Annotated in this window: 14 protein-coding genes; 6 read left to right on the top strand and 8 right to left on the bottom strand. The window is 63.6% G+C overall.

What is annotated here, in order from left to right:
• Positions 1 to 29 precede the first annotated feature (29 nt).
• Both APT63_04565 and APT63_04560 read left to right on the top strand, forming a co-directional pair.
• Positions 30 to 2078: a dTDP-glucose 4,6-dehydratase gene (locus tag APT63_04565; GenBank protein AMA44948.1), complete on the top strand. Its 2049-nt coding sequence runs from the start codon at positions 30 to 32 to the stop codon at positions 2076 to 2078.
• 186 nt (positions 2079 to 2264) lie between these two features.
• Entirely contained in the window at positions 2265 to 4376 is a 2112-nt protein-coding gene (locus tag APT63_04560; GenBank protein ID AMA44947.1) for a hypothetical protein, read from the top strand.
• 1497 nt (positions 4377 to 5873) lie between these two features.
• Here the strand turns inward: APT63_04560 and APT63_04555 are convergent.
• Together APT63_04555 and APT63_04550 are read right to left on the bottom strand one after the other, a co-directional pair.
• Positions 5874 to 6185, bottom strand: coding sequence for an NGG1p interacting factor NIF3 (locus APT63_04555; protein ID AMA44946.1), 312 nt, complete (start codon positions 6183 to 6185; stop codon positions 5874 to 5876).
• 2 nt (positions 6186 to 6187) lie between these two features.
• Complete coding sequence (locus APT63_04550; protein AMA44945.1) at positions 6188 to 10084, bottom strand: phosphoribosylformylglycinamidine synthase; 3897 nt, start codon at positions 10082 to 10084, stop codon at positions 6188 to 6190.
• 271 nt (positions 10085 to 10355) lie between these two features.
• On the opposite strand from APT63_04550, the gene APT63_04545 reads away from it, so the two are divergent.
• Entirely contained in the window at positions 10356 to 11813 is a 1458-nt protein-coding gene (locus APT63_04545) for a murein transglycosylase (GenBank protein AMA44944.1), read from the top strand.
• A gap of 8 nt (positions 11814 to 11821) precedes the next feature.
• On the opposite strand, the gene APT63_04540 is transcribed toward APT63_04545, so the two are convergent.
• The 4 genes from APT63_04540 to APT63_04525 form a co-directional block, all read right to left on the bottom strand.
• Complete coding sequence (locus APT63_04540) at positions 11822 to 12316, bottom strand: zinc-binding protein (GenBank protein AMA44943.1); 495 nt, start codon at positions 12314 to 12316, stop codon at positions 11822 to 11824.
• Positions 12316 to 13698, bottom strand: a complete 1383-nt coding sequence (locus tag APT63_04535) for a copper oxidase (GenBank protein ID AMA44942.1) — start codon at positions 13696 to 13698, stop codon at positions 12316 to 12318. Before APT63_04535 ends, APT63_04540 begins: the two co-directional genes overlap by 1 nt.
• Before the next feature lie 194 nt (positions 13699 to 13892).
• Positions 13893 to 15632 (bottom strand): hypothetical protein, encoded by a 1740-nt coding sequence (locus APT63_04530; protein ID AMA44941.1) that lies wholly within the window; start codon positions 15630 to 15632, stop codon positions 13893 to 13895.
• Positions 15633 to 16129: 497 nt separating this feature from the next.
• Positions 16130 to 16468, bottom strand: coding sequence for a hypothetical protein (locus tag APT63_04525; GenBank protein AMA44940.1), 339 nt, complete (start codon positions 16466 to 16468; stop codon positions 16130 to 16132).
• Between APT63_04525 and APT63_04520 the strand changes: the two genes are divergently transcribed.
• Positions 16461 to 16739: a hypothetical protein gene (locus APT63_04520; GenBank protein ID AMA44939.1), complete on the top strand. Its 279-nt coding sequence runs from the start codon at positions 16461 to 16463 to the stop codon at positions 16737 to 16739. The two genes, APT63_04525 and APT63_04520, sit on opposite strands and share 8 nt — an antisense overlap.
• 261 nt (positions 16740 to 17000) lie before the next feature.
• Here the strand turns inward: APT63_04520 and APT63_04515 are convergent, their stop codons facing one another.
• Together APT63_04515 and APT63_04510 are read right to left on the bottom strand one after the other, a co-directional pair.
• The gene (locus tag APT63_04515) at positions 17001 to 17927 is read right to left on the bottom strand and encodes a hypothetical protein (GenBank protein AMA44938.1); all 927 of its coding nucleotides are present in this window, start codon (positions 17925 to 17927) and stop codon (positions 17001 to 17003) included.
• Positions 17928 to 18101: 174 nt separating this feature from the next.
• The gene (locus APT63_04510) at positions 18102 to 18566 is read right to left on the bottom strand and encodes a hypothetical protein (protein AMA44937.1); all 465 of its coding nucleotides are present in this window, start codon (positions 18564 to 18566) and stop codon (positions 18102 to 18104) included.
• Between the two features lie 190 nt (positions 18567 to 18756).
• Between APT63_04510 and APT63_04505 the strand changes: the two genes are divergently transcribed.
• Together APT63_04505 and APT63_04500 are read left to right on the top strand one after the other, a co-directional pair.
• Positions 18757 to 20703, top strand: coding sequence for a histidine kinase (locus APT63_04505; protein AMA44936.1), 1947 nt, complete (start codon positions 18757 to 18759; stop codon positions 20701 to 20703).
• Positions 20704 to 20970: 267 nt separating this feature from the next.
• Complete coding sequence (locus APT63_04500; GenBank protein AMA44935.1) at positions 20971 to 22992, top strand: chemotaxis protein; 2022 nt, start codon at positions 20971 to 20973, stop codon at positions 22990 to 22992.
• The last annotated feature ends 59 nt before the right edge of the window (positions 22993 to 23051 follow it).

Genomic DNA, 23051 nt, shown 5'->3' with positions numbered 1-23051 from the left:
TTTCCCTTAAGAGCCGCAAGGATTTCCCGATGAGTCGAGCGTCTGGCGATAGCCTGAACCGCAACCCGAGCGACCACGCGCCGATGGCCAGCGTGATGGACGCCTACCTCAGTCGTCGTACGGTACTGCGTGGTGGCCTGGGGGCCGCCGTCACGATGATGGTCGGCACAGGCCTGGCCAGTTGGCTGGGCGATGCGCAGGCCACGACGCTCGGGCAGCCGCCCGCTGGACCCAGCCCGTCACCGCTCGCCCTGGGCTTCCAGTCGATCCCCGGCTCGCGCACCGATGCCTGCACGGTCGCACCCGGCTACAGCGCTCACGTACTCGCCCCCTGGGGCACACCCCTCAACGATCGCGCCACCCCTTGGAAAGCCGACGGCAGCAACAGCGCGGCCGACCAGGCCAATGCCATGGGCATGCACCACGATGGCATGCAGTTCTTCCCGCTCGAGGGCCGCTCCGATGCCGGGCTGCTGGCCATCAACTTCGAGTACATCGACACCCAGGCCCTGCACCCGAACGGCCCGACCCAGGATGCCCAGGGCAGGCGTCCGGCCGAGGAAGCGCGCAAGGAGATCAACGCCCATGGCGTCGGTGTCGTACGTCTGGACAAGGTCGACGGGCGCTGGCAGGTGGTCATGAACGATCCACTCAACCGGCGCTTCACCACGGCCACGCCGATGGCCATCGCCGGCCCTCTGCGTGGATCGGCGCACGTCAGGACGCGGTTTTCTCCAGACGGCACCCAGGCGCGAGGAACCAACAACAACTGCGGCAATGGCTATACCCCCTGGGGGACCTACCTGACCTGCGAAGAAAACTGGCCGGGCATCTTCGTCAACAAAGCACCCTTGCCGACCGACCAGCGCCGCCTGGGCATCGCCACCAGCAGCGGCCAGCACCGCTGGGAAACCGCCGCAGGCGACCCCAGCGAGGTGGACGACGAGTTCGCCCGCTTCGACGTGACGCCGCGGGGCGACAGCGCCACCGACGATTACCGCAACGAAGCCAGCACCTACGGCTACATCGTCGAGATCGACCCGTTCGATGCACAGGCCCCGGCCACCAAGCGCACCGCACTGGGTCGCTTCCGCCATGAGGGCTGCTGTCCCGGCCTTCCGGTGGCCGGCAAGCCCCTGGTCTGGTACATGGGCGACGACTCGAACAACGAGTACCTGTACAAGTTCGTGTCCGATGCCGTCTGGGATCCGGCCGATGCCTCACCGGCCGATCGCCTGGCCACCGGCGCCAAGTACCTGGACAAGGGCACACTCTATGTGGCGCGCTTCGACGCCGATGGCAGCGGGGTCTGGTTGCCGCTGACGGTGAACGCGCCCACGGTCTCCGGCGCGACCCTGGGCACCCTGTACGGTGACCTGGCCGGCATCCTGCTCGACACCCGCAGCGCAGCCGACGCCGTGGGCGCCACGCCCATGGACCGCCCCGAATGGACGGCAGTCAATCCGCTCAACGGCGACGTCTACCTGACCTTGACCAACAACAGCGTGCGCACCCCGGAGAACGTCGATGCGGCCAACCCGCGCGGCCCCAACCGTCACGGCCATATCATCCGCTGGCACGACAGCGACGATCACACGCACTTCACCTGGGACATCTTCGTGTTCGGCGCCAACGCCACAGGCGCCCCGGACATCAACCGCTCGGGTCTGACCGAACTCAATCAGTTCGCCAGCCCGGATGGGATGCGCTTCGATGGCCGCGGGATCCTCTGGTTCGAGACGGACAATGGCGAGACCTCGGTGACCGATTACACCAACGATCAACTGCTGGCGGTCATTCCCACGCAACTGGTGGATGCCAGCGGCAAGCAGGTGCCGGTCGATGCCCGAAACCAGGTGGACCTGCGGCGGTTCTTCGTCGGGCCCAATGGCTGCGAGGTCACTGGCCTGGCGTTCACCCCGGACCACACCACGCTGTTCCTCAACATCCAGCACCCGGACAACTGGCCCTGGCGCGATGACGCGACCGTGGCCACGCCTGCCCACCAGCGCGTGCGACCCCGCTCGGCGACAGTGGTGATCCAGCGCAACGATGGCGGCCCGATCGGCGTCGGTTGACCACGGCGGCCTACTCATCCGAGCGTCTGCCTCAGGCGGCTCGCGGCAGGCACGACAGGCCTGTCGCGCGGCGTCACACGGTCAAAGACGCCCTTGTCGCGGCGCCTGACCCGGTAATCTTCCATCGTTAAAATCGAAGGACCTATTGCGCATGCTGCTCGTCCGATCCCTCAACGAGCATGAGTCATGAGCCACCTGTACGCCTTGCCCCCGACCGCCTCCTTCGCCAGCCGCCTGGCCCTCGACCTGCTGAAGCACGTGGCCGCACACACCGATGAATCGTCGTTCGTCCTGCTCTTCAGGCCGATGGTCGGACGCCACTGCACGCTGAAAGCGTTCCTGGCTTTCCGGGAGGATCTGAAACATGACCGCATCGCTCCGCCCGCCTACACCCTCGTGTCGGATCAGCAGCGGGCGGCGGTGTACAACCCCGACACCCGCTGTATCGACGTGAGCGAAGCGCTCATCGAAAGCGCACTCCAGACCTCCAGAGCCGGCTTCGACTTGCTGACCGGACTGCTCGAGGCCTTCGCTGGCTATGTCGAAGACAGCCTGTCACGGCGTCCGGACGCTCTCGAGACAAGCGACGCACCCAGTCCGCTGGATCAAGGGGCAGCTGTCGCCTTCGCCAAAGCGCTGCTGTTCTATGCAGAGCCCGTCAAGCCAGGTGACGTCCTGGCGACCTACCGCCCCAATGCCGAAGCCGCCGCGGTGACGATTTCGCTGGGCACGCTGGAACTGCCTGAAAGCCGCCGGCGCCGAACCAAGCGTTTCGCCGCCGGCTACGGTGAAGCGCATGTGCCCGGCTCATCGGGGCATGGCTCGCTCTCACGTCTGCTGGTCGAAGTCGGCTTCAGCACGGCCCAATGCGATGCCATCTATTTCGGTAACTGGCTGCGCGATCACTCGCAACTGATCGATCAGAAACTCGTACGCCCCGCGGATATGTCTGCCTTGACGCCCGAGACGCGCGAGCAGATCGGCAAAGCCTCGCTGCGGTTCTCTCGTGAACGATTGACGACCCTCATCGACCTGTTGGCCCTGAAGGCGTTCGCGCCTCTGCAGACGACGCCGGACAGCCGTGCCGCCTACAAGGTCACCCCCGACAGGCTCGGGGTCTACCGGCCCCATGAACATATCGACAATCCGCTAGTGCCCACCCCACAGGCCTACGACCCTCGGCAGATCGACCCCGACTTCCTGCCCCTGGTGTTTCCGGGCGACCCTCGGCTTGGGCTTCTGCCCAAGCGCTCGATCAAACGCTACATCCGCCGCTCCATCGCCTACGTGCAGGCAAAACTGTCCGCTGCCATGAAAGAAGGACCGACCCCTGTCGGGTTGCGCTACCTGGGTGAAGCGCTGCATGTCCTGGAAGACTACTTCGCGCACTCGAACGTCGTCGAACTGTGCCTCAAGCGCGCCGTCGATGACCGGGTGCTGGTGTGGACCCCGAAGCTCGAAAAGGTTGCGCCCTCGGGCCATGGCTGGCCTGTAGTGACGGGCATGTTCGGCCAGCTCGACCTGATCAACAGCCTGCTCGACCCGCTGGCCAACCACTTCTTCCCCACCGACCTGGACGAAAGCCAGAGCGAAGACGAGCAGGCGGTGTTCGACCAGATCGTCACGACGATCCTGGAGGAAGAAGGACTGCCCTTGCTGCTCAGGCTGTACGGGCTCTACGTGCAGGCCCGCCGACAAATCGCCAGCAACTACTACTACAAGATCTACAACGCCACGACCGGCGCATTGCAGCACCACTTCAAGCCCTTGAACTATGCCGGCAACTTTCTCATGAAGCCGTTGGTGAAATGGGCCGGCGACCATATCGCGACCTTGCAGGTGCTGCTGGACAAGGATCCCAACACTGACCCTGAGGCGCTCCTGACCCACTCACAGCTGGCCAAGGACCATGCCACGCACCCGTTCCACACATTGGCCGTGCAACTGGCCGGCGTGGCGGTCAAGCAAGTGGGTCAGGCGATGTACGCTCACTGGGCAGGGCATACCGAGCAGGCCGACAGTCCGATCGACATCGCCAAGGGCTTTCTCGTGCATCCGTGGGACGTGACCTGGTGGGAGGCGACCGTCGTTCAATGGGCGCAAGACAACCCGCGCAAGGTCGCGCAAGGCACGTCGATCGAAACGTTACGGACCCTGCAGTTCTCCGAGCTAGGCCATCTCAGTGACCGGCTGTCGAAGGTATTGAAGGAAACCGGCGAATTCATTCAGGAGATCGAGGACGCGACGGGGGCCAGCTGGATTCAAACCACCTTCGCACCGGACTTCATTCCCCTGTGATCGCGACAGAGGGCTAGCCTGTGAGGACTATCCGACGCTTTTTAGACCTCGCAGACAGCTGTCGGGGAGCAAGGGCTTCGCTTGAGTGCGTCGATGACCTGAGCGATCAGGTCATCGATCACAGCGAGGCTGCTCCGAATATTGCCCTCTCTACAGGCCTTGCCTACGTTCCCCGTCTCAGCCTTGTCTGTTGACACATACAAAGCAAGCTAGGCGCGCGTGCCGTTCAGCGCTCTCACACCGTCCGCATCCAAGGCACTGTTGGATGCACCTGGCACTTCTATCAGTAGACACCTTCCGGGCTTATAGAGAACCCTGTCATAAACGTCCAAGGTCAGGGTTTCCGTCGATGCGCTCTATGACATGTTCGATGCACAGAAGGGACTTTTTCTACCAGAACAACCAATTGACAGCTGAGTCCAGTCACTCACCACGCCGATTGATACGGGCCGCTGGCATGGTATTGGCAGAGGACGGCTGCACGCAGAGGGCCAAGTACCTTTTACCCTGTGATGCTACAAATACGGTTCTACGCCGCCTCCCTGGCAACCTCCACCAAACCTATTCGCCCTATGGTTTTCTGTACACCTCGCCTGCTGCTTCTCTGGCAGCCTTCACTGGACAACGACTCGATCCTTTCTCGAACTGTTATGCGCTTGGAAATGGACATCGATATTACAGTCCACGATTAATGCGCTTCCTACAAGCGGATACGTTATCCCCTTTTCGTCAAGGCGGTATCAATGCCTATAGCTACTGTCAAGGAGATCCCATCAATCGAGAAGACCCAAGCGGCCAATGGTGGCATTGGTTGAGAAGAGCTGGAAATTGGGTGCTTGGGCAGTTACCGAATTTTTCGGTACAGACTACGCACGGCGTTGTGAGTCCCGGCATCGACGTTCATCGCGTGGAAAACTCACCCAACCGGCCCGGATCTCATATTGAAATATCCATCGCATTGCATGACGAGGACATAGGTGTCGTGAATAACGCTATTATCGCCTTGCGCGGCAGGGTTGATGAGGAGAGGTCCAGGATCACGGGGGTGCCTGTATTTAATGATGATTATGATGTACTCGGGACCACGGGGGTGCCTTTAGTTGGTGACGCGCCGACTATCGCAGCCATAACGGCTATCGCCGGATACGGAACATTTGCAGCGACGGGAAGTTCGTTTGCAGCAGGTGCGGCGCTAGCGTTAGGGGGGGTTGGAGGCCAGACTCTTTTTGCTCTTTCAAGGTTCGAAGACATTAGGGCCATTGTCGATAACATCAGGCAGCCTTGATGATCTCAAACTCGGTTATCGCGTCTGAACGCTCAACACGATTATTTGCCCCATCGCTGCTTGAAATTCATCGGGTTTCATCCCCTCACCTTTTAGCGCGATGGTTAAGACCGAAAGCACTTGCCGGGGAGTGGACATCCCTTAGGCCGACCAAAGTACTCTACGTTCCCCTAGCGTCGCGGTAAAACTGTCGTCAATATCGTTATTGCGGGTTAGAACTCGACAAGTCGCCAGACGTCGTAGGCGGGCGTCTCGTACGGGTGGCTCTGCTTGAGTGCACCGACGACCTGAGCGATCAGGTCGTCGGTCACCACCAGCTCGACCTTCCATTCCTCCAGCTGCTCGAGCTGGCCAGCCTGACCGATGAACGGCTGACTGCCGTCCAACGGGCGAAACTGGCCCTGGCCGAGCGTCTGCCAGGCACACTGGTCATAGTCGCCGAGGTGTCCGCCACCTGCGGCGAACACAGCGGCCTTGACCACGTTCAGGTGACTGGGCGGAACGAAGAAGGCGAGCTTGTACACGCTTAGTTCACCCACACCCGCGCGTTGCGGAACATGCGCATCAGTGCGCCGTCTTCCTGCCAGTCATCCGGGTACCAGGAGTTCTGCACGGCGCGGAACACACGCTCCGGGTGCGGCATCATGATGGTGACGCGGCCGTCCCGGTTGGTCAGGCCAGTGATCCCGCGCGGCGAGCCGTTCGGGTTGGCCGGGTAGGCTTCAGTCACGCGACCATGGTTGTCGACGTAGCGCAGCGCCACGCAACCCGATGCATCGGCGTCGATCAGGGCCTGTTCGCTGGCGAACTCGGCATGGCCTTCACCGTGGGCGATGGCGATCGGCATACGTGAACCGGCCATGCCCTCGAGGAAGATCGAGTTGGACTTCTGCACCTCGACCATGGCCACGCGCGCCTCGAACTGCTCCGAACGGTTGCGCACGAAGTGCGGCCAGTGCTCGGTGCCCGGAATCAGCTCGTGCAGGTTGGACATCATCTGGCAACCGTTGCACACGCCCAGGGCGAAGCTGTCGCCGCGCTCGAAGAAGGCCTGGAAGGCCTCGCGGGCACGGGCGTTGAACAGCGCCGACTTGGCCCAGCCTTCACCAGCACCGAGCACGTCGCCGTAGGAGAAGCCGCCGCAGGCGACCAGGCCCTTGAAGTCGGCAAAATCGACACGTCCGGCAAGCAGGTCGCTCATGTGCACGTCGATGGCGGCGAAGCCCGCGCGGTCGAAGGCCGCGGCCATCTCGACCTGACCGTTGACGCCCTGCTCGCGCAGGATCGCCACCTGGGGTCGAACGCCGGTCTTGATGTACGGGGCGGCGATGTCCTCGTTGACGTCGAAGCCCAGCTTGGCATCCAGGCCTGGGTTGTTCTCTTCGAGCAGCGCCTCGTATTCCTGGTCGGCGCAGTCGGCGTTGTCGCGCAGGCGCTGGATCTGGTAGCTGGTCTCGGCCCACTGGCGCTGCAACAGACGGCGCTGGTCGTCGAACAGCACGTCACCGTTGAGGCTGATGGACACCTCGCCATTGTTGATCGGCTTGCCGATCACCGCGACGCATTCGCCCAGGCCGGCGACGCTGAACTGGGTCAGCACGTCGGGGGTGGCGTCCTGGCGGACCTGGATGACCGCACCCAGCTCTTCGTTGAACAGAATGCCCGGGACTTCGCTGCGGCTGTCGGTCAGCGGGTCCAGGTGCAGGTCCAGACCGCAATGGCCGGCGAAGGCCATCTCCAGCACGGTGGTCACCAGACCGCCGTCGGAACGGTCATGGTAGGCCAGCAGGTGCCCGTCGGCGTTGAGGCCCTGGATGACGGCGAAGAAGGCCTTGAGGTCTTCGGCATCGTCGACGTCCGGTGCCTGGGCGCCGAGCTTGCCGTAGGTCTGGGCGAGGATGGACGCGCCCATGCGGTCCTTGCCGCGACCCAGGTCGATCAGGATCAGGTCGGTCTCGCCCTTGTCCATGCGCAGGCGTGGGGTCAAGGTCCCGCGGATGTCCACCACCGGGGCGAAGCCGCTGACGATCAGCGACATCGGCGCGGTGACGCTCTTCTCGGCGCCCTCCTCGCTCCAGCGGGTCTTCATCGACATGGAGTCCTTGCCGACCGGAATGGTCAGGCCCAGTTCCGGGCACAGCTCCATGCCGACGGCCTTGACGGTGTCGTACAGGCGCGCGTCTTCGCCGGGGTGGCCGGCAGCCGACATCCAGTTGGCCGACAGCTTGATGTCGGACAGCTTCTCGATACGTGCGCCGGCCAGGTTGGTCAGCACCTCGCCGATCGCCATGCGCCCGGACGCCGGGGCGTCGAGCAGGGCCAGCGGGGTACGCTCGCCCATGGCCATGGCTTCACCGGTGTAGACGTCGAAGCTGGTGGCGGTGACGGCGCAGTCGGCGACCGGGACCTGCCACGGGCCGACCATCTGGTCGCGGGCGACCAGACCGGTGATGGAGCGGTCGCCGATGGTGATCAGGAAGCTCTTGCTGGCCACGGCCGGGTGACGCAACACGCGCTCCACGGCTTCGTCCAGGTCCAGCGTGCTCGGGTCGAAGTCATCGCCCAGCTCGGCTTCGCGGGTGACCGAACGGTGCATGCGCGGCGGCTTGCCCAGCAGCACGTCCAGCGGCATGTCCACCGGCGTGTTGTCGAAGTGGCTGTCGGTGACGGTCAGGTGCGGCTCTTCGGTGGCTTCGCCGACCACTGCGAACGGGCAACGCTCGCGCTCGCAGATGGCCTTGAAGCGTTCGAAGTCGTCGGCGCCGACGGCCAGCACGTAACGCTCCTGGGATTCGTTGCTCCAGATCTCGTGCGGGGCCATGCCCGGCTCGTCGTTGGGCACGTTGCGCAGTTCGAAGCGGCCGCCACGGCCCCCGTCGTTGACCAGCTCGGGGAAGGCGTTGGAAATGCCACCGGCGCCCACGTCGTGGATGAAGGCGATGGGGTTCTGCTCGCCCAGCTGCCAGCAGCGGTCGATGACCTCCTGGCAGCGGCGTTCCATTTCCGGGTTCTCGCGCTGTACCGAGGCGAAGTCCAGGTCGGCGGAGCTGGTACCGGTGTCGACCGACGAGGCCGCACCGCCGCCCAGACCGATCAGCATGGCCGGGCCGCCGAGCACGATCAGCTTGGCGCCGACGGTGATCTCGCCCTTCTGCACGTGGTCTTCGCGGATGTTGCCCAGGCCGCCCGCGAGCATGATCGGCTTGTGGTAGCCGCGCACTTCTTCGCCATGGGGGGTCTGGATCGATTGTTCGAAGGTACGGAAGTAGCCGGTCAGCGCCGGGCGCCCGAACTCGTTGTTGAACGCTGCGCCGCCGAGCGGGCCGTCGATCATGATGTCGAGGGCGTCGACGATGCGCTCGGGCTTGCCGTAGGCCTGCTCCCAGGGCTGCTCGAAGCCGGGGATGCGCAGGTTCGATACGGTGAAGCCGGTCAGGCCTGCCTTGGGCTTGGCACCGCGACCGGTGGCGCCTTCGTCACGGATCTCGCCACCGGAGCCGGTGGAGGCACCGGAGAACGGCGAGATGGCGGTCGGGTGGTTGTGGGTCTCGACCTTCATCAGGATGTGCACGGGCTCGCGCACCGCGCCGTACTGGCGCGTCTCGGGATTGGGGTAGAAACGGCCGGCGACGTTGCCGACGATCACCGAGGCGTTGTCCTTGTACGCCGAGAGCACGCCGTCGCTGTGCATCTGGTAGGTGTTCTTGATCATCCCGAACAGGCTCTTGTCCTGCGCCTGGCCATCGATGTCCCAACTGGCGTTGAAGATCTTGTGGCGGCAGTGCTCGGAGTTGGCCTGGGCGAACATCATCAGCTCGATGTCGTTCGGGTTGCGCTTCAGCCCCTGGAACGCCTGGACCAGGTAGTCGATCTCGTCCTCGGCCAGGGCCAGGCCCAGGTCGACGTTGGCCTGGGCCAGGGCGGCGCGGCCGCCACCGAGGATGTCCACGGAGGTCATCGGGCGTGGCTGGGCGTGGCTGAACAGGTCGGCAGCCTGCTCCAGCTGGCCCAGCACGCGCTGGGTCATGCGGTCGTGCAGGTGCGCGGCGACCACGGCGGCCTCGGCGTCGGACAGCTCGCCGGCGACGAAATAGGCGATGCCGCGCTCGAGGCGACGGACGTTGCCCAGGCCGCAGTTATGGGCGATGTCGGTAGCCTTGCTCGCCCAGGGCGAGATGGTGCCCAGACGCGGCACGACCAGGAACAGGCGGCCGGCAGGTTCCTGCACCGGGACGCTCGGACCGTACTTGAGCAGGCGACCCAGCACCTGCTGCTGCTCGGCGGTCAGCTCGCCGTCGACCTCGGCGAAGTGGGCGAATTCGGCATACAAACCAGAAACAGCGGGGACTTTCTGGCTCAGTTGCTCGAGTAATTTACCGTGGCGAAAGGCAGAAAGGGCAGGAGCGCCGCGCAGGATCAACATCGTCGGGACAGCCTCAAGAAGGGGTGTGCTTGGAGGCCGGGCATTCTAGCGTAAAACACGGGGAATCGGCACCCGGTTGGAACGAGCGGTCGGCGATGCGGTCGAGCTGCAAGTCAGCGCGACCTCAATGTCCTGTCCACCTGCCCCACCGCCCTACCGTCCGCTTGCAGCTGCTGCGCGTGACGTGTCGCTCGCAGCTCGCAGCCGCTACCAGAGCCCTAGTCGATTGTCGAGATATGGCGCAGCCAATGCTTTGCGTATACTGCACCCTATGTCCGCCACCATTGCTTTGCGCCAGCGTTGCGCCAGATGGCTCCTCGCAACCGCCCTCTTCCTCATGCTCGGTGCCTGCGTTGAAAAACCCAGCACCCTCGAGCGCATCAAGGAGGACGGCGTGCTGCGCGTGGTCACCCGCAACAGCCCGGCGACCTATTTCCAGGACCGCAATGGCGAAACCGGCTTCGAGTACGAGCTGGTCAAGCGCTTCGCCGACGAGCTCGGGGTCAAGCTGGAGATCCAGACCGCCGACAACCTCGACGACATCTTCGCCCAGCTGAGTGCGCCCTCGGGGCCGGTGCTGGCGGCGGCCGGGCTGGTCAGCAGCGAACAGCGCAACGCCCAGGTGCGCTTTTCGCACCCCTACCTCGAGGTCTCGCCCCAGGTCATCTACCGCAACGGCCGGTCGCGGCCCACCGATCCCCAGGGGCTGGTCGGCAAGAAGATCATGGTGCTCAAAGGCAGCAGCCACGCCGAGCAGCTGGCCGCCCTGAAGAAACAGTACCCGGCGCTCGAGTACGAAGAATCCGATGCGGTCGAGGTCGTCGACCTGCTGCGCATGGTGGACGAAGGGCAGATCGACCTGACCCTGGTGGACTCCAACGAACTGGCGATGAACCAGGTGTACTTCTCCAACGTGCGCGTGGCCTTCGACCTGGGCGAAGCACGCAGCCAGCGCTGGGCCGTGGCGCCAGGCGAAGACAACAGCCTGCTCAACGAGGTCAACGCGTTCCTCGACGAAGCCGAAGGCAATGGCGTGCTGCAACGCCTCAAGGACCGCTACTACGGGCATGTGGACGTGCTGGGCTACGTCGGCGCCTACACCTTCGCCCAGCACCTGCAGCAACGCCTGCCGCGCTACGAGAAGCACTTCAAGGCTTCGGCCAAGGTCGAGGGGGTGGACTGGCGACTGCTGGCGGCCATCGGCTACCAGGAGTCCATGTGGCAGCCGGAAGTCACCTCCAAGACCGGCGTGCGCGGCCTGATGATGCTGACCCAGCGCACGGCCCAGGCCATGGGCGTGTCCAACCGGCTCGATGCGCGCCAGAGCATTCAAGGCGGGGCCAAGTACTTCATGCTGATCAAGGAACAGCTCGACGACAGCATCCAGGAACCGGACCGTACCTGGTTCGCCCTGGCCGCCTACAACGTCGGCAGCGGCCACCTGGAGGATGCGCGCACCCTGGCCAAGCGCGAAAAGCTCAACCCCAACAAGTGGCTGGACGTGAAGAAGATGCTGCCGCGCCTGGCGCAGAAGCAGTGGTACCGCCAGACCAAGTATGGCTATGCGCGCGGCGGTGAGCCGGTGCACTTCGTCGCCAACATCCGCCGCTACTACGACATCCTCACCTGGGTGACCCAGCCGCAGCTCGAGGGGCAGGCCGCCGACGGCAGCCTGCACGTGCCGGCGGTCAATCCGGGCAAGCCGACCGAAGGCGCTGCGCCGAAGTAAAGGCCGCCCTAGTCCTGCGGGCTCGCCTTGCGCCCGCGCCTGGCCTTGAAGAACGCGCTCAGCATCTGCCCGCACGCCTCCCCCAGCACACCCCCTTCGTACAGCACACGGTGATTGAGAAACCCCTGCTCGAAGAACTGCCCCTGGCTCTGCACCACGCCGGCCTTGGGCTCCAGCGCGCCATACACCACGCGTGCCACCCGGGAATGCACGATCAGCCCGGCGCACATGCTGCACGGCTCGAGGGTCACGTACAGCGTGCTGCCCGGTAGCCGGTAATTGCCTGCCATGCGCGCCGCCTCACGGATGGCGACCATCTCGGCGTGGGCGCTCGGGTCGCTGTCGAGGATCGGGCGGTTGAAGCCCTGGCCCACCACCTGCCCGTCCTGGACCAGCACGGCGCCCACGGGCACCTCGCCCAGGGCTGCGCCTTGTGCCGCCAGCGCCAGGGCCAGCTCCATGAAGGCCTGATCGCGACTGCGATCGATGATCCGTGGCCGCATCAGACCACCGCGATCGCGGCCATCAGGCCGGTTTCCATGTGGTCGATGACATGGCAATGGAACATCCAGGTGCCCGGGTTATCGGCCACCAGTGCCACCTGGGCCCGCTCGTTGCGTCCCAGCAGGTAGGTGTCGGTGAACCAGGGCTCGGTGATCTTGTGGCGATTGGAGCCGATCACCTTGAAACTCATGCCATGCAGGTGGATCGGGTGCTGGTACTGCGTCATATTCTTCAGCTCGAAGATGTAGCTCTTGCCCTGCTGCAAGGTGGCGATGGGCCGGTCCGCACAGGTCTTGTCGGTGATGTCCCAGGCTTTGCCGTTGATCTGCCACAGGCTGGGCGGCTTGCCGTCGTCCACCCCGGTCGACAGCTTGCCTGACCATTCGAAGTTGAAGTTGAGCGTCTCGGCGTTTTCGAGGTCCGGCTCGGCGATCGGGTTGGGCGGCAAGGCCGGTGGCCACTCGCCAGAAGGCTGGTCGCTGGCGACCGAGCGCAAGGTGCCCAGGCGCACGAAACCATCACGCAGCGAGATTTCCTCGCCGGCCTCGGGAATCTTGATGGCCAGGCAGAGGCGCATGCCGGGGCCGAGCCAGTACTCTTTCTCCAGCGATCTGGGCCGGACCGGATTGCCATCGATCGCGTAGATCCGGGCTTCGCAATTGCCCTTGAGGTTGATCCGGTAGGTCCAGGTGTTGTCGAGGTTCAGCAGACGCACCCGCACCACCTGCCCTGCCGGCAACTCGGTGACCGATTCAGCGTCGCCATTGATGGTGATCAAGCGCCCGGCCGTGCCGTTGCGCGCCGCTTCGCGGGGCACGCTGAACGGCATGAAGGCGCCCTGCTCGTCCACGTGCCAGGTCTTGAGATTGAGCACGCGCTCGTGCTGGAAGCCGGTCGGCTCGCGCTCATCGACGATCAGCGGCCCGACCAGCCCACGGCCCAGCTCTTCGGAACTGGCTACATGGGGGTGGTACCAGTAGCTGCCGGCGTCCGGCACGCGGAACTTGTAGTCGAAATATTCGCCCGGTTTAACGGGCAGCTGGGAGACGTAGGGCACGCCGTCCATCTCCAGTGGCAGACGGATGCCGTGCCAATGGATGGTGGTCTCGATCGGCAGGTGGTTGATGAAGCGGACCCGCAGCCAGGTGCCCTGACGAACCCGCAGCTCGGTGCCTGGCGCGGAGGGGCCGAATGCCCAGGCCGGGGTGATGTGGCCTGGCACCAGCTCGACGTCCAGGGGCGCGGCGATCAGTTCGTAATCGTGCCCGGCATTCTCGTCTTCCACCTTGCCCAGCCAATAGCGCGTGGCGCCCCTTGCGCCTAGGCCGACCACGGCCAGGCCAGTCAGGCCCTTGAGAATTTGTCGGCGGGTCAGGGACATCGGGCGGGTACCTCGTCATGCAGGAGCGTTGTGCCAACAGCGTGGCAGCGAAGGGCGAATACGATACACCTGCAATTGCGAAAGATTAAGCGATGCGTGATGGCTGGAGCTGAAAGAAATGTCATGTTGGCCTGCCCAAGGCGGCTCAGATGGACGGAGTGCAGCGATCCACCTAAGCCGCCAGACCCGTGCGCCTAGCGCTTTTCTGCCTTGGCCAACGCCCGCCGGTAGCGCATACCGCCCATCAGCCCTTCGCTCAAGCGCTCGCGCAATCGCACGCTGCGCGCATCGTCCGGCTGCAGGCGACAGGCCTGTTCGCACCAGTAGACCGCCTGCGGGTAGTCATGGCCTTGCGGGCAGTCCTCGGCGCGGTAGTGTTCGGCGAGCACGTACATGGCCTCGGCCCAGCCCCGCTCGGCATACTGCCGCAACACCGCCAGGTTGCGCCGCACGCGTTCGGAGTCGACCTTGTGCTTGGTCAGGTAGCCGTGAATACCGATGAAGCAGTTCGGAATGCGGTTGAGCGCCCGAGGCGTGAGCGTCGGCTGGTCGACCAGCTCTTCCAGGCACGCCACCTCGCAGTCGTTGCCCAGCTCGCGCAAGGCTTCCACGCTCCAGCCAGGCAGGCCGCCCTCCTCCACGCCACGGTCGCAGACCACGCTCAGGTTGTACAACGCCCGTCCAAAGCCCTGGGCACCCGCTTGGCGATACCAGTGCAGAGCCGTCACCGGGTCCTCCTCTTCGTGCAGGTAGGCCAGGGCGAACTGCATCTCGGGCACACCCAGCCCGGCCGCGTACTCGACCATGTGCCGCAGGGCCGTGCCGTGCAGGCTTTCATCGAAGGCGTAGTACACGTCATTGAAGGGGCATTCGCCTTCCGGTACCGGCATCGGCCCGTAGGTGAGTGCCTGCCGGTACCAGTGTTCGGCCTGGGCGGGATCACGCGGCACGCCGCACCAGCCGGTGTCGCACAGCAGGCCATAAAGCACCGAAGCGAAGGCCGACTGAAGGCGCGATTGGGACACCACCTGGCCAAACCAGGGGTCCATACCACTGTGCGCCGCCACGCACAGCATGCGGTAGAGCACGTCGTCCGCCGCGGTCAGCTGGGGCCACTCGGCCAGGGTCTGCGCGTAATAGGTCTGGGCGTGCGCCATGTGATCGGCCAGATACGCCAGGTCGCCCAAGGCCAGGCTGACCCGGGCCCGTGCCGAGGCCGGCAATGGTCGCTCCAGCAAATGCCGGCCCCGCTGGAAGGCGGCCTGACAGGCTGCGTCGTCCTCCACGTCCACGCTGTCGGCATCGAGGTCGTCGAGCCAGGCGACCAGGCGGATCGCGTTGCGCTGCGATTCATCCAGGCGCGCGGCCAGCGGCGAATCGGCCAGCCAGAGGATCTCCTCATGGCTGCCGCCCCAGCGCGGCGTGCGCAAAAAGGCATACAGCTCCAAGGCCCAGGCGCCGACTGGCGAAGCCTGGAGCGCCTGATGCAGCCAGAAGAACCCTTGCGGCTCGCCTTCGCGACGGGGGTAAGCGGCCAAGGCAGCCACCAGGCGGGTCGGGGGCACGGCGGGCAGCGCCGGGACAGGTGGCAGGTTCGGCCAGTGGGCGAGCGCCGCCTGTCGACGCTGATGCAACGCGGCCAGCTCGGCGTCGCTCGACTGGCCTGTCAGCCAGGGCATCAGCCAATCGGGTTCGCCGAATACCAGCACGGAGCGCATCAGGCTCACGGTCATCACCCAGGGCAGAGGCTGACGCTGGGCCACGTCCAACGCCTGGAGAAAAAGCGCATCGCAGGCCAGTTGGGCCTGCTGCCATTGCCCTTCGCTGACGTCTTCAGCCAAGCCCTGGCCGCGTGTCTCGCTGGCAGCCTTTTCCCACAACAGGCAGGCGACGACGTCCGGCCAGACGCTGTCCGGGCACTGGTGTTTCCACACGGGCCATTGTTCAGCGTACTGCTGGCAGGCTCCGGCAAACGCCTGAAGCGTCGCGCAGTGGGTGCCAAGGGCCTGCTCGCTGGCACTGTCGCCTGCCGACGACAGGCTCTGCAAATGGCCATCGACGGCGTCGAAGCGCGCTTCGATTAGGTCTTGTACGACTTGGGGACAATGCGTTGCGTGAAGAAAGTCGGGGGAGTGACGAAGCGACATGCGAATCCTTTTGGCTGGGATGGAACCTGTACCAGCCTACAGCATCGTTGCCTGGACGTAAGCGTTTGCGCTACGCACTGAATGGACAGGGTCGTCATTACCATATCCAGCAGACGCTTAAAAATGAAACCAGCTGAGTTGACTCACATCAAGCTGTTGCCGAATTGAGTGGGCACGCTGCCGGAAACGTTCGATATCGGCCACATAATTATCGGTCACCTCGGTTCCTGGTGTCAGATAACGTGTAGAGTTCTCGTAGCGCTGTATATGGCTATGGAGCTCTATCAATTCCTCATGCAGGGCTGTCGGCGTGCGAGCTGCGGTCGATTCAGGAGAACGTGAATCAGTCGTTGCTTCAGGCGGCCGTACAGGTACGGCAAGCGCGTTGTTAGTGACGTTAGGTCGTTCGTAGAATTGAGCGCCATGGCGTAAGGCCAGAGGATTTCTAGGCTGTGTTTGAGCAGCCTGAGGGGGCTGAGCCGCCTGAGGAGGCTGAGGAGGCTGATTGATACCACGGCGCCGTCGAAACGCTTCAACCTGCTGCCGTGCAGTCCGCTGCCGTGCTGCCTCTGCAAGGAATTTTTGCGGCACTCTGCGCATCTGACTGAAATCTGCATGCCCATCAGGGTCTTGACGGTTCACAGGGTCGGCCGAACAATACAGGTAGCTATTCAGACCGCCACGATCGAACGGACTCGCGGTATCTGGAGCCAGAAAACGCATCAAGTTTGGACTGTAGAAACGATAACCTTGCCCCAGGGCATATGCCTTGATGAGCGTTTCGTAACGCTCGCCGTTGAATCCCTGGTTGGATGTCCCATCAAAGGCGCCATGACCGTAGGGGCAGTAGGCTCGGCCAACGAGCCCGGACTGGCTGCGGGTATACAGCACTGAATGAGAAGCATCGATTGCCAATAGCAGGCCGTGCGCTTTTGCACCCGCATTGCGCCACTCGGCGAGCGCCTGATGACCGTTCGAGAAGAGCGTTCGACATTGCGCGTTTTCCACTTCGGTCTTCAACTGCTTGTGTTGGTAGAAACGTAGGTCCTTGGTCATCTTCTGTTCCTCCAATGATGCAGGGTGCGGCTGCCTTGCAACACCCACTTAGGTCTTTAAAACCCCACGGAACTGCCGAGACTGCCCCTGCCGACAGGCTTAATAGCGCAGTTTTGCAATAGCCTTTTGCACATCGAGCAAGCGCTGGACTGTGTGGCGTCTTTCCTTATTGATTGCAGTCATCTTGTCAGCAAAATAAGGATTTCTGGTAAATCTGATATTGGTCGCGCTTCGGGAATAGGAGAGCGCGGTGGTGTACTGTTTCAGTTGGTCCTCATACTGGCCGAACAACTCGCCTGCTTGTTTAGACAGCGCTAGACGCTCGCGGAAAGACGCCCTTACCTCGACGGGGGCACGCAGCCCGGTAAATTCGTCGGTTTCAAACGCACGCACGACGCCCTCGAACGAGACTGTTTTTTTTGACTTGGCCACCTGGCTGGGCCGGGCGTCTTCAGGGGTAGATGTACTCTGCCGGGATTGTTCAGACCGTTCAGGCGCTGACGAAACGCACGATCTGTGCAGGACTGGCGAATGGTCAGTCGCCTTCAACCCCATACTTTTCATCCTTAATTTTAGCTCCTCCACCGATACATGGCCTGTCGGATCCGACCTATTGATCGGATCGCCGATACAAAAGCCATAACTGTTAAGCGCTCCTTGGCCAAAGGGGCTGAAGCTATCGGGCGCCAGGAAGCGCATTAGGCCAGGACCATACAAACGATACCCCTGACCCAAGGCATACGTGTCGCTCAATGGATCGTAACGCTCGCCCTTGAATCCCAACCGATGCGTTTGTCGATCCCTACGCCAGACATGACCGTAGGGCGTATAGGCATGATCGACCCTGTGCCCTGCACTGCTCGTGTGCAGCACCGAAGCGGCGCCATCGACCGCCAGTGGGCACGCATCGGACGCTGCACCTGCATGCATCAACTCGACAAGTGGCTGCCCGTGACCGTGCATGAACGTCCAGCTCAGTGCTTGCTGGATCTCCTGTCTAGAGGAGTCATGAAGATAGAAATACATCCGCCTGTCCATGCAGTCCCCCAACCTCACAGTGTTCTTTACATACCAGACACCCAGCTTGTGGTTTGTAGAGACGCAGTACAACTGGCAGAACTGTCAGGCGATGCCGTATGGCCAAGACAGCGATCCTGTGCGACGGCCCTGTTCGGCGAACGCCCACCCAGTGCCTACGTATCAGTGACGTCGAGCAGAGCCCCAGTGGCGGACAAGCTGCACCACCAGCAGCGCTGTCGCCCCGAGCATCAGCATGGCGCCTGCTGGTAACGTGACCAACATGTACCAGCCCATGACGCCCAGCCGATAGAACGTCGGGCCGGCGTCCCAGCCCAGGATCCAGCAGGCATGCGGGCTCCCCTCGTCCACCTGGCAGCCGAACTGGCTGGCCATCGTGCCTGCGCCGATCGCCAGGAGCAAGGGGGCGGCGGCGAACAGGGCGATGCCGAGCATGAACAGGGTGTAATAGCCCAGCAGTCGACGGAGGCTGAGGGCATCGGAACGCGGAGTGGACGAAGGACGCACAGGCATGGGCAGGTGAACTGTGTGGGTGGCGTGAGGGTTGGCAAGCGGCCGGACTGCCAGGTTCGGGTCAAGGTAGCACGGCAGGCGACATGGGTGCGCCGCCAGAAACGCAGTGCGCATGCGCGCTTCAGGGGGCGAAAGCGACCGGCTGACGGAACGAAGTCAAAGTGCCACTAGTCGTAGACGCTGTAGAAACCCCAGGATCGGCCGATATCCTTCCTGGGAGCATGCATTCAGCCCCGCTCGGTCCAGGCTGGAAAGGGCAATCCAGTCGGTCGTTCACCTGGTCGTCTTTTCAGAGCATCGCCTAATGAAGAACATACTGCTCGGTCTTCGAGCGTCGATGTCCGTGCCCAAGGACAACCCTGGCCTGGTCAAGGCGCAATACATCTCGCTGTCGCGCCAGTTGCCGATGATGTATTTCATCCTGCTGATCAACACCTTGATGCTGGCGGGCACCCATTTTGAGGTCGCGCCCCGCTGGCTGGTGGTGTATTGCCCGTTGCTCATGACGTTGTTCGGCGTGATCCGTGCGGCGAACTGGATACGCACGCGCAAGCGCACCCGCACGCCAGAACAGATGCTGGCGGCGCTCAGGCGCACCAACATGCTCGCACCCTTCGTGGCCGTGGCGTTCACCGCCTGGTCCCTGGCGCTGTTTCCCCATGGCAACAGCTATACCCAGGCGCATGTCGCCTTCTACATGGCGATCACCGTCATCGGCTGCATCTTCTGCATGATGCACCTGCTGCCCGCGGCCCTGGCCACCACGGCGGTGGTGAACACGGCGTTCGTGGTGTTCTTCGCCTCCACCACCATCCCGACCTTCATCGCCACGGCGATCGATGTCCTGCTGGTGTCCATCGCCATGCTGGTCATCCTCAAGGCGCAGTACGCCGACTTCACCCGCCTGGTGAACATGCAGGCACAGACGGCCAAGCTCAGCGAAGAAAACCTTCACCTGGCCAATCAGGACAGCCTGACCGGGCTGGCCAATCGGCGGCAGTTCTTTTCCCGTCTCGAAACCCTGCTGTCCCACGCCCCGGAGCAGGAGGCTCGTCTGGCCGTCGGGTTGATCGACCTGGACGGCTTCAAGCCGGTCAACGACCTCTACGGCCACAGCATCGGTGACAAGCTGCTCTATCAGGTGGGGCAGCGCCTGACCGGACTGCTCGACGAGGGGGTGCACCTGGCCCGCCTGGGGGGCGACGAGTTCGGCCTGATCATCACGCGGGCCATGGGCGACGACCAATTGCGGGCGTTCGGCGAGAACATCTGCGACCGCCTGCGCGAGCCGTTCCTGCTGGTGGACATCCCGATCCAGATCAGTGGCTCACTGGGCATCGCGACCTTCCCCGACCAGGCATCCTGCGCCACGCAAGCGTACGAATACGCCGACTATGCCCTGTACCAGAGCAAACGCCACCGCCCTGGCACGGTCTGCCTGTTCAGCGGCGCCCATCGCCAGCAGCTCAACCGCGAAGGCCTGACCGAACAGGCGCTGCGCAGGGCCGATCTGGATCGCGAGTTCTACATGGTGTTCCAGCCCATCGTGGACATCTACCGCGAGCACACCGTCGCCTTCGAGGCACTGGCCCGCTGGGAAAGCCCGGAACTGGGCCACGTGCCGCCCAGCGATTTCATCCCGATCGCCGAGCGCATCGGCATGGTCAATCAGCTCACGGTGCCGCTGCTGAGCAAGGCGCTGGACGCCGCCGCGAACTTCCCGACAGGGATTCGCCTGTCGTTCAACCTGTCCGCCCACGATTGCGGGTCTGAGGATGCCGCCCAGCAGATCGTCGAGCTGATCCAGCGCAGCCGGTTCGACCCGACCTGCCTCGACCTGGAGATCACCGAAACCGCCGTCATCCAGGACCTGCCCCAAGCCCAGCGTGCGATCGGCCGGTTCCGCGAACTGGGCTGCGGCATTTCCCTGGACGACTTCGGCACCGGCTATTCCAGCCTGAGCCAGATCCACGCGCTGTCGCTGACCAAACTGAAAGTGGACCGCACCTTCGTCACCCACATCCACCTCAATCCAGCCAGCTCCAAGATCGTCAAGTCGCTGGTGACCCTGTGCCAGGACATGCAGCTGGAATGCATCGTGGAAGGCGTGGAAACCGCTGACGAGCTCGGCACCCTGAAAAACCTAGGCTGCACCTTGGCCCAGGGTTACCTGTTTTCCAGACCCATGCGTGCCAGCGAGATCGGCGCCTGGCTCGAAGGCGAGCAACTGGCCAGGGTGCAGGCGGTTTGATTCGTCGATGAAGGTGGTCATTCGCCCGAGGGTGTTGGTTGCGCCTTGGGGCGAATAGCCCTTCATTCGTCCGGTAGGGAGCGACGTCATCTCGCAGGCGGCTGCCGATGTCATCAACACCTTGAGTACTCGCCAACGATCGGCAGTCGCCCGTCGCGGATAGGGAAAGTGCTGTAACGCGTCCATCCGTCGCATCCCCTCCAGCCCCTCTTCAACTTGCCGATAGTTCTTTTAACCGTACGCCGTCCCCTTTTCGACCGAGCCTTCATGAACCCACTCGCCTTCCTGAAAAAAACCCGGCCATCGCGCCCAGGCACCGCCACGCTCACCAGCACTGCCAACGACCTGGACGCGGCGCTCGATGCCCTGCGCATCACCCCGCTGCTGATCACCGGCTTCATCTCGCCGCACCTGGACATCGATGCCATCGCCGCCAAGCTCAAGCGCCGGTTCCCCCACGCCAGCATCAGCCTGTGCACGACCTCCGGCGAACTCTGCAATGCGCCCACCTCGCTGTATTGCGCCACGGGCGAGCGCTGGGACCGGATCGTGCTGCAGCTATTCGACGACAGTGTGATCGCCTCGGCCGAGGTGGTGATGGTGCCGCTCGAGTGCGAGGACATTCGCGGTGGGGGCCCGCGGCTGGGGATGCAGGAGCGGATCGCCAAGCTGGTGGCCAATATCAAGCGAGCGCAGGTGCGCACCTCGATCGATCACCGCGATACGCTGGCGTACGTGGTGTTCGACGGGTTGTCGGCGTCGGAGTCGTTCTTCATGGAGGCGCTGTACGAGTCCGGGCGCTTTCCGTGTCTGTTCGTGGGCGGGTCGGCCGGGGGCAAGTCGGACTTCCAGAAGACGCTGATCCATGACGGCCAGCGCAGCTATCAGAACCACGTGCAGATCGTGTTCCTGAAGACGGCGGCGAACGTGCGGTTCGACGTGTTCAAGAGCCAGAACTTCAAGGCAGAAAACCTGACGTTCAGTGTGCTGACGGCCTCGGTGGAGGACCGCACGATCGATCAGGTGATCGACAGCAGCGGCAACATCAAGAGCATGGTGCAGGCGCTGTGCGACGCGTTCGCCTGCGCGCCACAGGCGCTGGAATCGAAGCTGGCGGATTATTCATTCGCGATTCGGGTGGGCAATGAGCTGTTCGTACGCTCCATCGCGCGAATCGACTACGAACAGCAGATCGTGCAGCTGTTCTGCGACGTGGCGCCGGGCGAAGAGCTGGTGATGGTGCGGCGTACACCGTTGCGGGAAGCGACGCGCCTGGACTATGAGCAGTTCCTGCGTGGCAAGGGCGGCCAGCCGGTGGCGGGCATCCTGAACGACTGCATCCTGCGCCGGCTGAACAACGGCGCCGAGCTGGGCAACATGACCGGTGTGTTCGGTGACGTGCCGCTGGCAGGGTTTTCGACCTTCGGGGAAATCCTGGGCCTGAACCTGAACCAGACGCTGACGGCGATCTTCTTCTTTCGGATGGCCAAGGGGGCGAGCTTCACGGCCGAGTATGTAGACAACTTCATCGCCCATTACGGCGAGTTCAAAGCCTTCTTCCTGCGGCGCCAGGTGAAGAAGCTGGCGGGCTTGAACCATGTGGTGGTCAAGCAGATTGCCGCGTTCAAGAACAACGACTTCACCGACACCTTCAATACCCGTGGCCTGGACCGCACGATCCTGCCCGTCTTCGAAGGCCTGACCGACCTGGGCCAGGTGCTGGCCCAGGCCGAGCGCCAACAGGAAGACATCGCGTCGCAGCTCAAGCAGTACTCCGGTGAACTGCATGCCTCGATGGACGAACTGGTGGGCACCATTGGCCAGCAGAACACGGTGTCCGTCCAGGCCGGGACCACGGTCGAAGGGCTGTCCAGCCAGGCAGAGACCGCGGTGGAAGGTGCGCGTGCGCTGGCAGGGTCGAGCTTGCGGATCCAGTCGATCGTGCAGGTGATCCAGCAGATCGCCGGGCAGACCAACCTGCTGGCGCTGAACGCGGCCATCGAGGCTGCACGCGCGGGCGACCTGGGCCGGGGCTTCGCGGTGGTGGCGGACGAGGTGCGCAAGCTGGCGGAAATCACACGCAAGAACGCGGCGGACATTGGCGCGGACATCGAGGTGCTGTCGGGAGAGATCCAGCGGGTGGCCCAGCAGATCGAGGATCAGTCCACCGGGGTAGGTGCGCTGCGGGAGATGCTGGACACGCTGGAAGCGTCGAGTCGGGCGACCGAGGGCACGGCGCAGCGGACCAAGACCATTGCGGACACGTTGACCGGGTTGACCCATGCGTGACGTCTTTGGCGGTGTTTTCTCGATCGACCGTCACTTGATCACGCAAACCCTCAGGTAGC

It is taken from the genome of Pseudomonas monteilii, from assembly GCA_001534745.1.
Classification (GTDB): Bacteria; Pseudomonadota; Gammaproteobacteria; order Pseudomonadales; family Pseudomonadaceae; genus Aquipseudomonas; species Aquipseudomonas alabamensis.
Note: the sequence above shows the minus strand (reverse complement) of the source record. Positions and strands in the feature narration are given on the sequence as shown.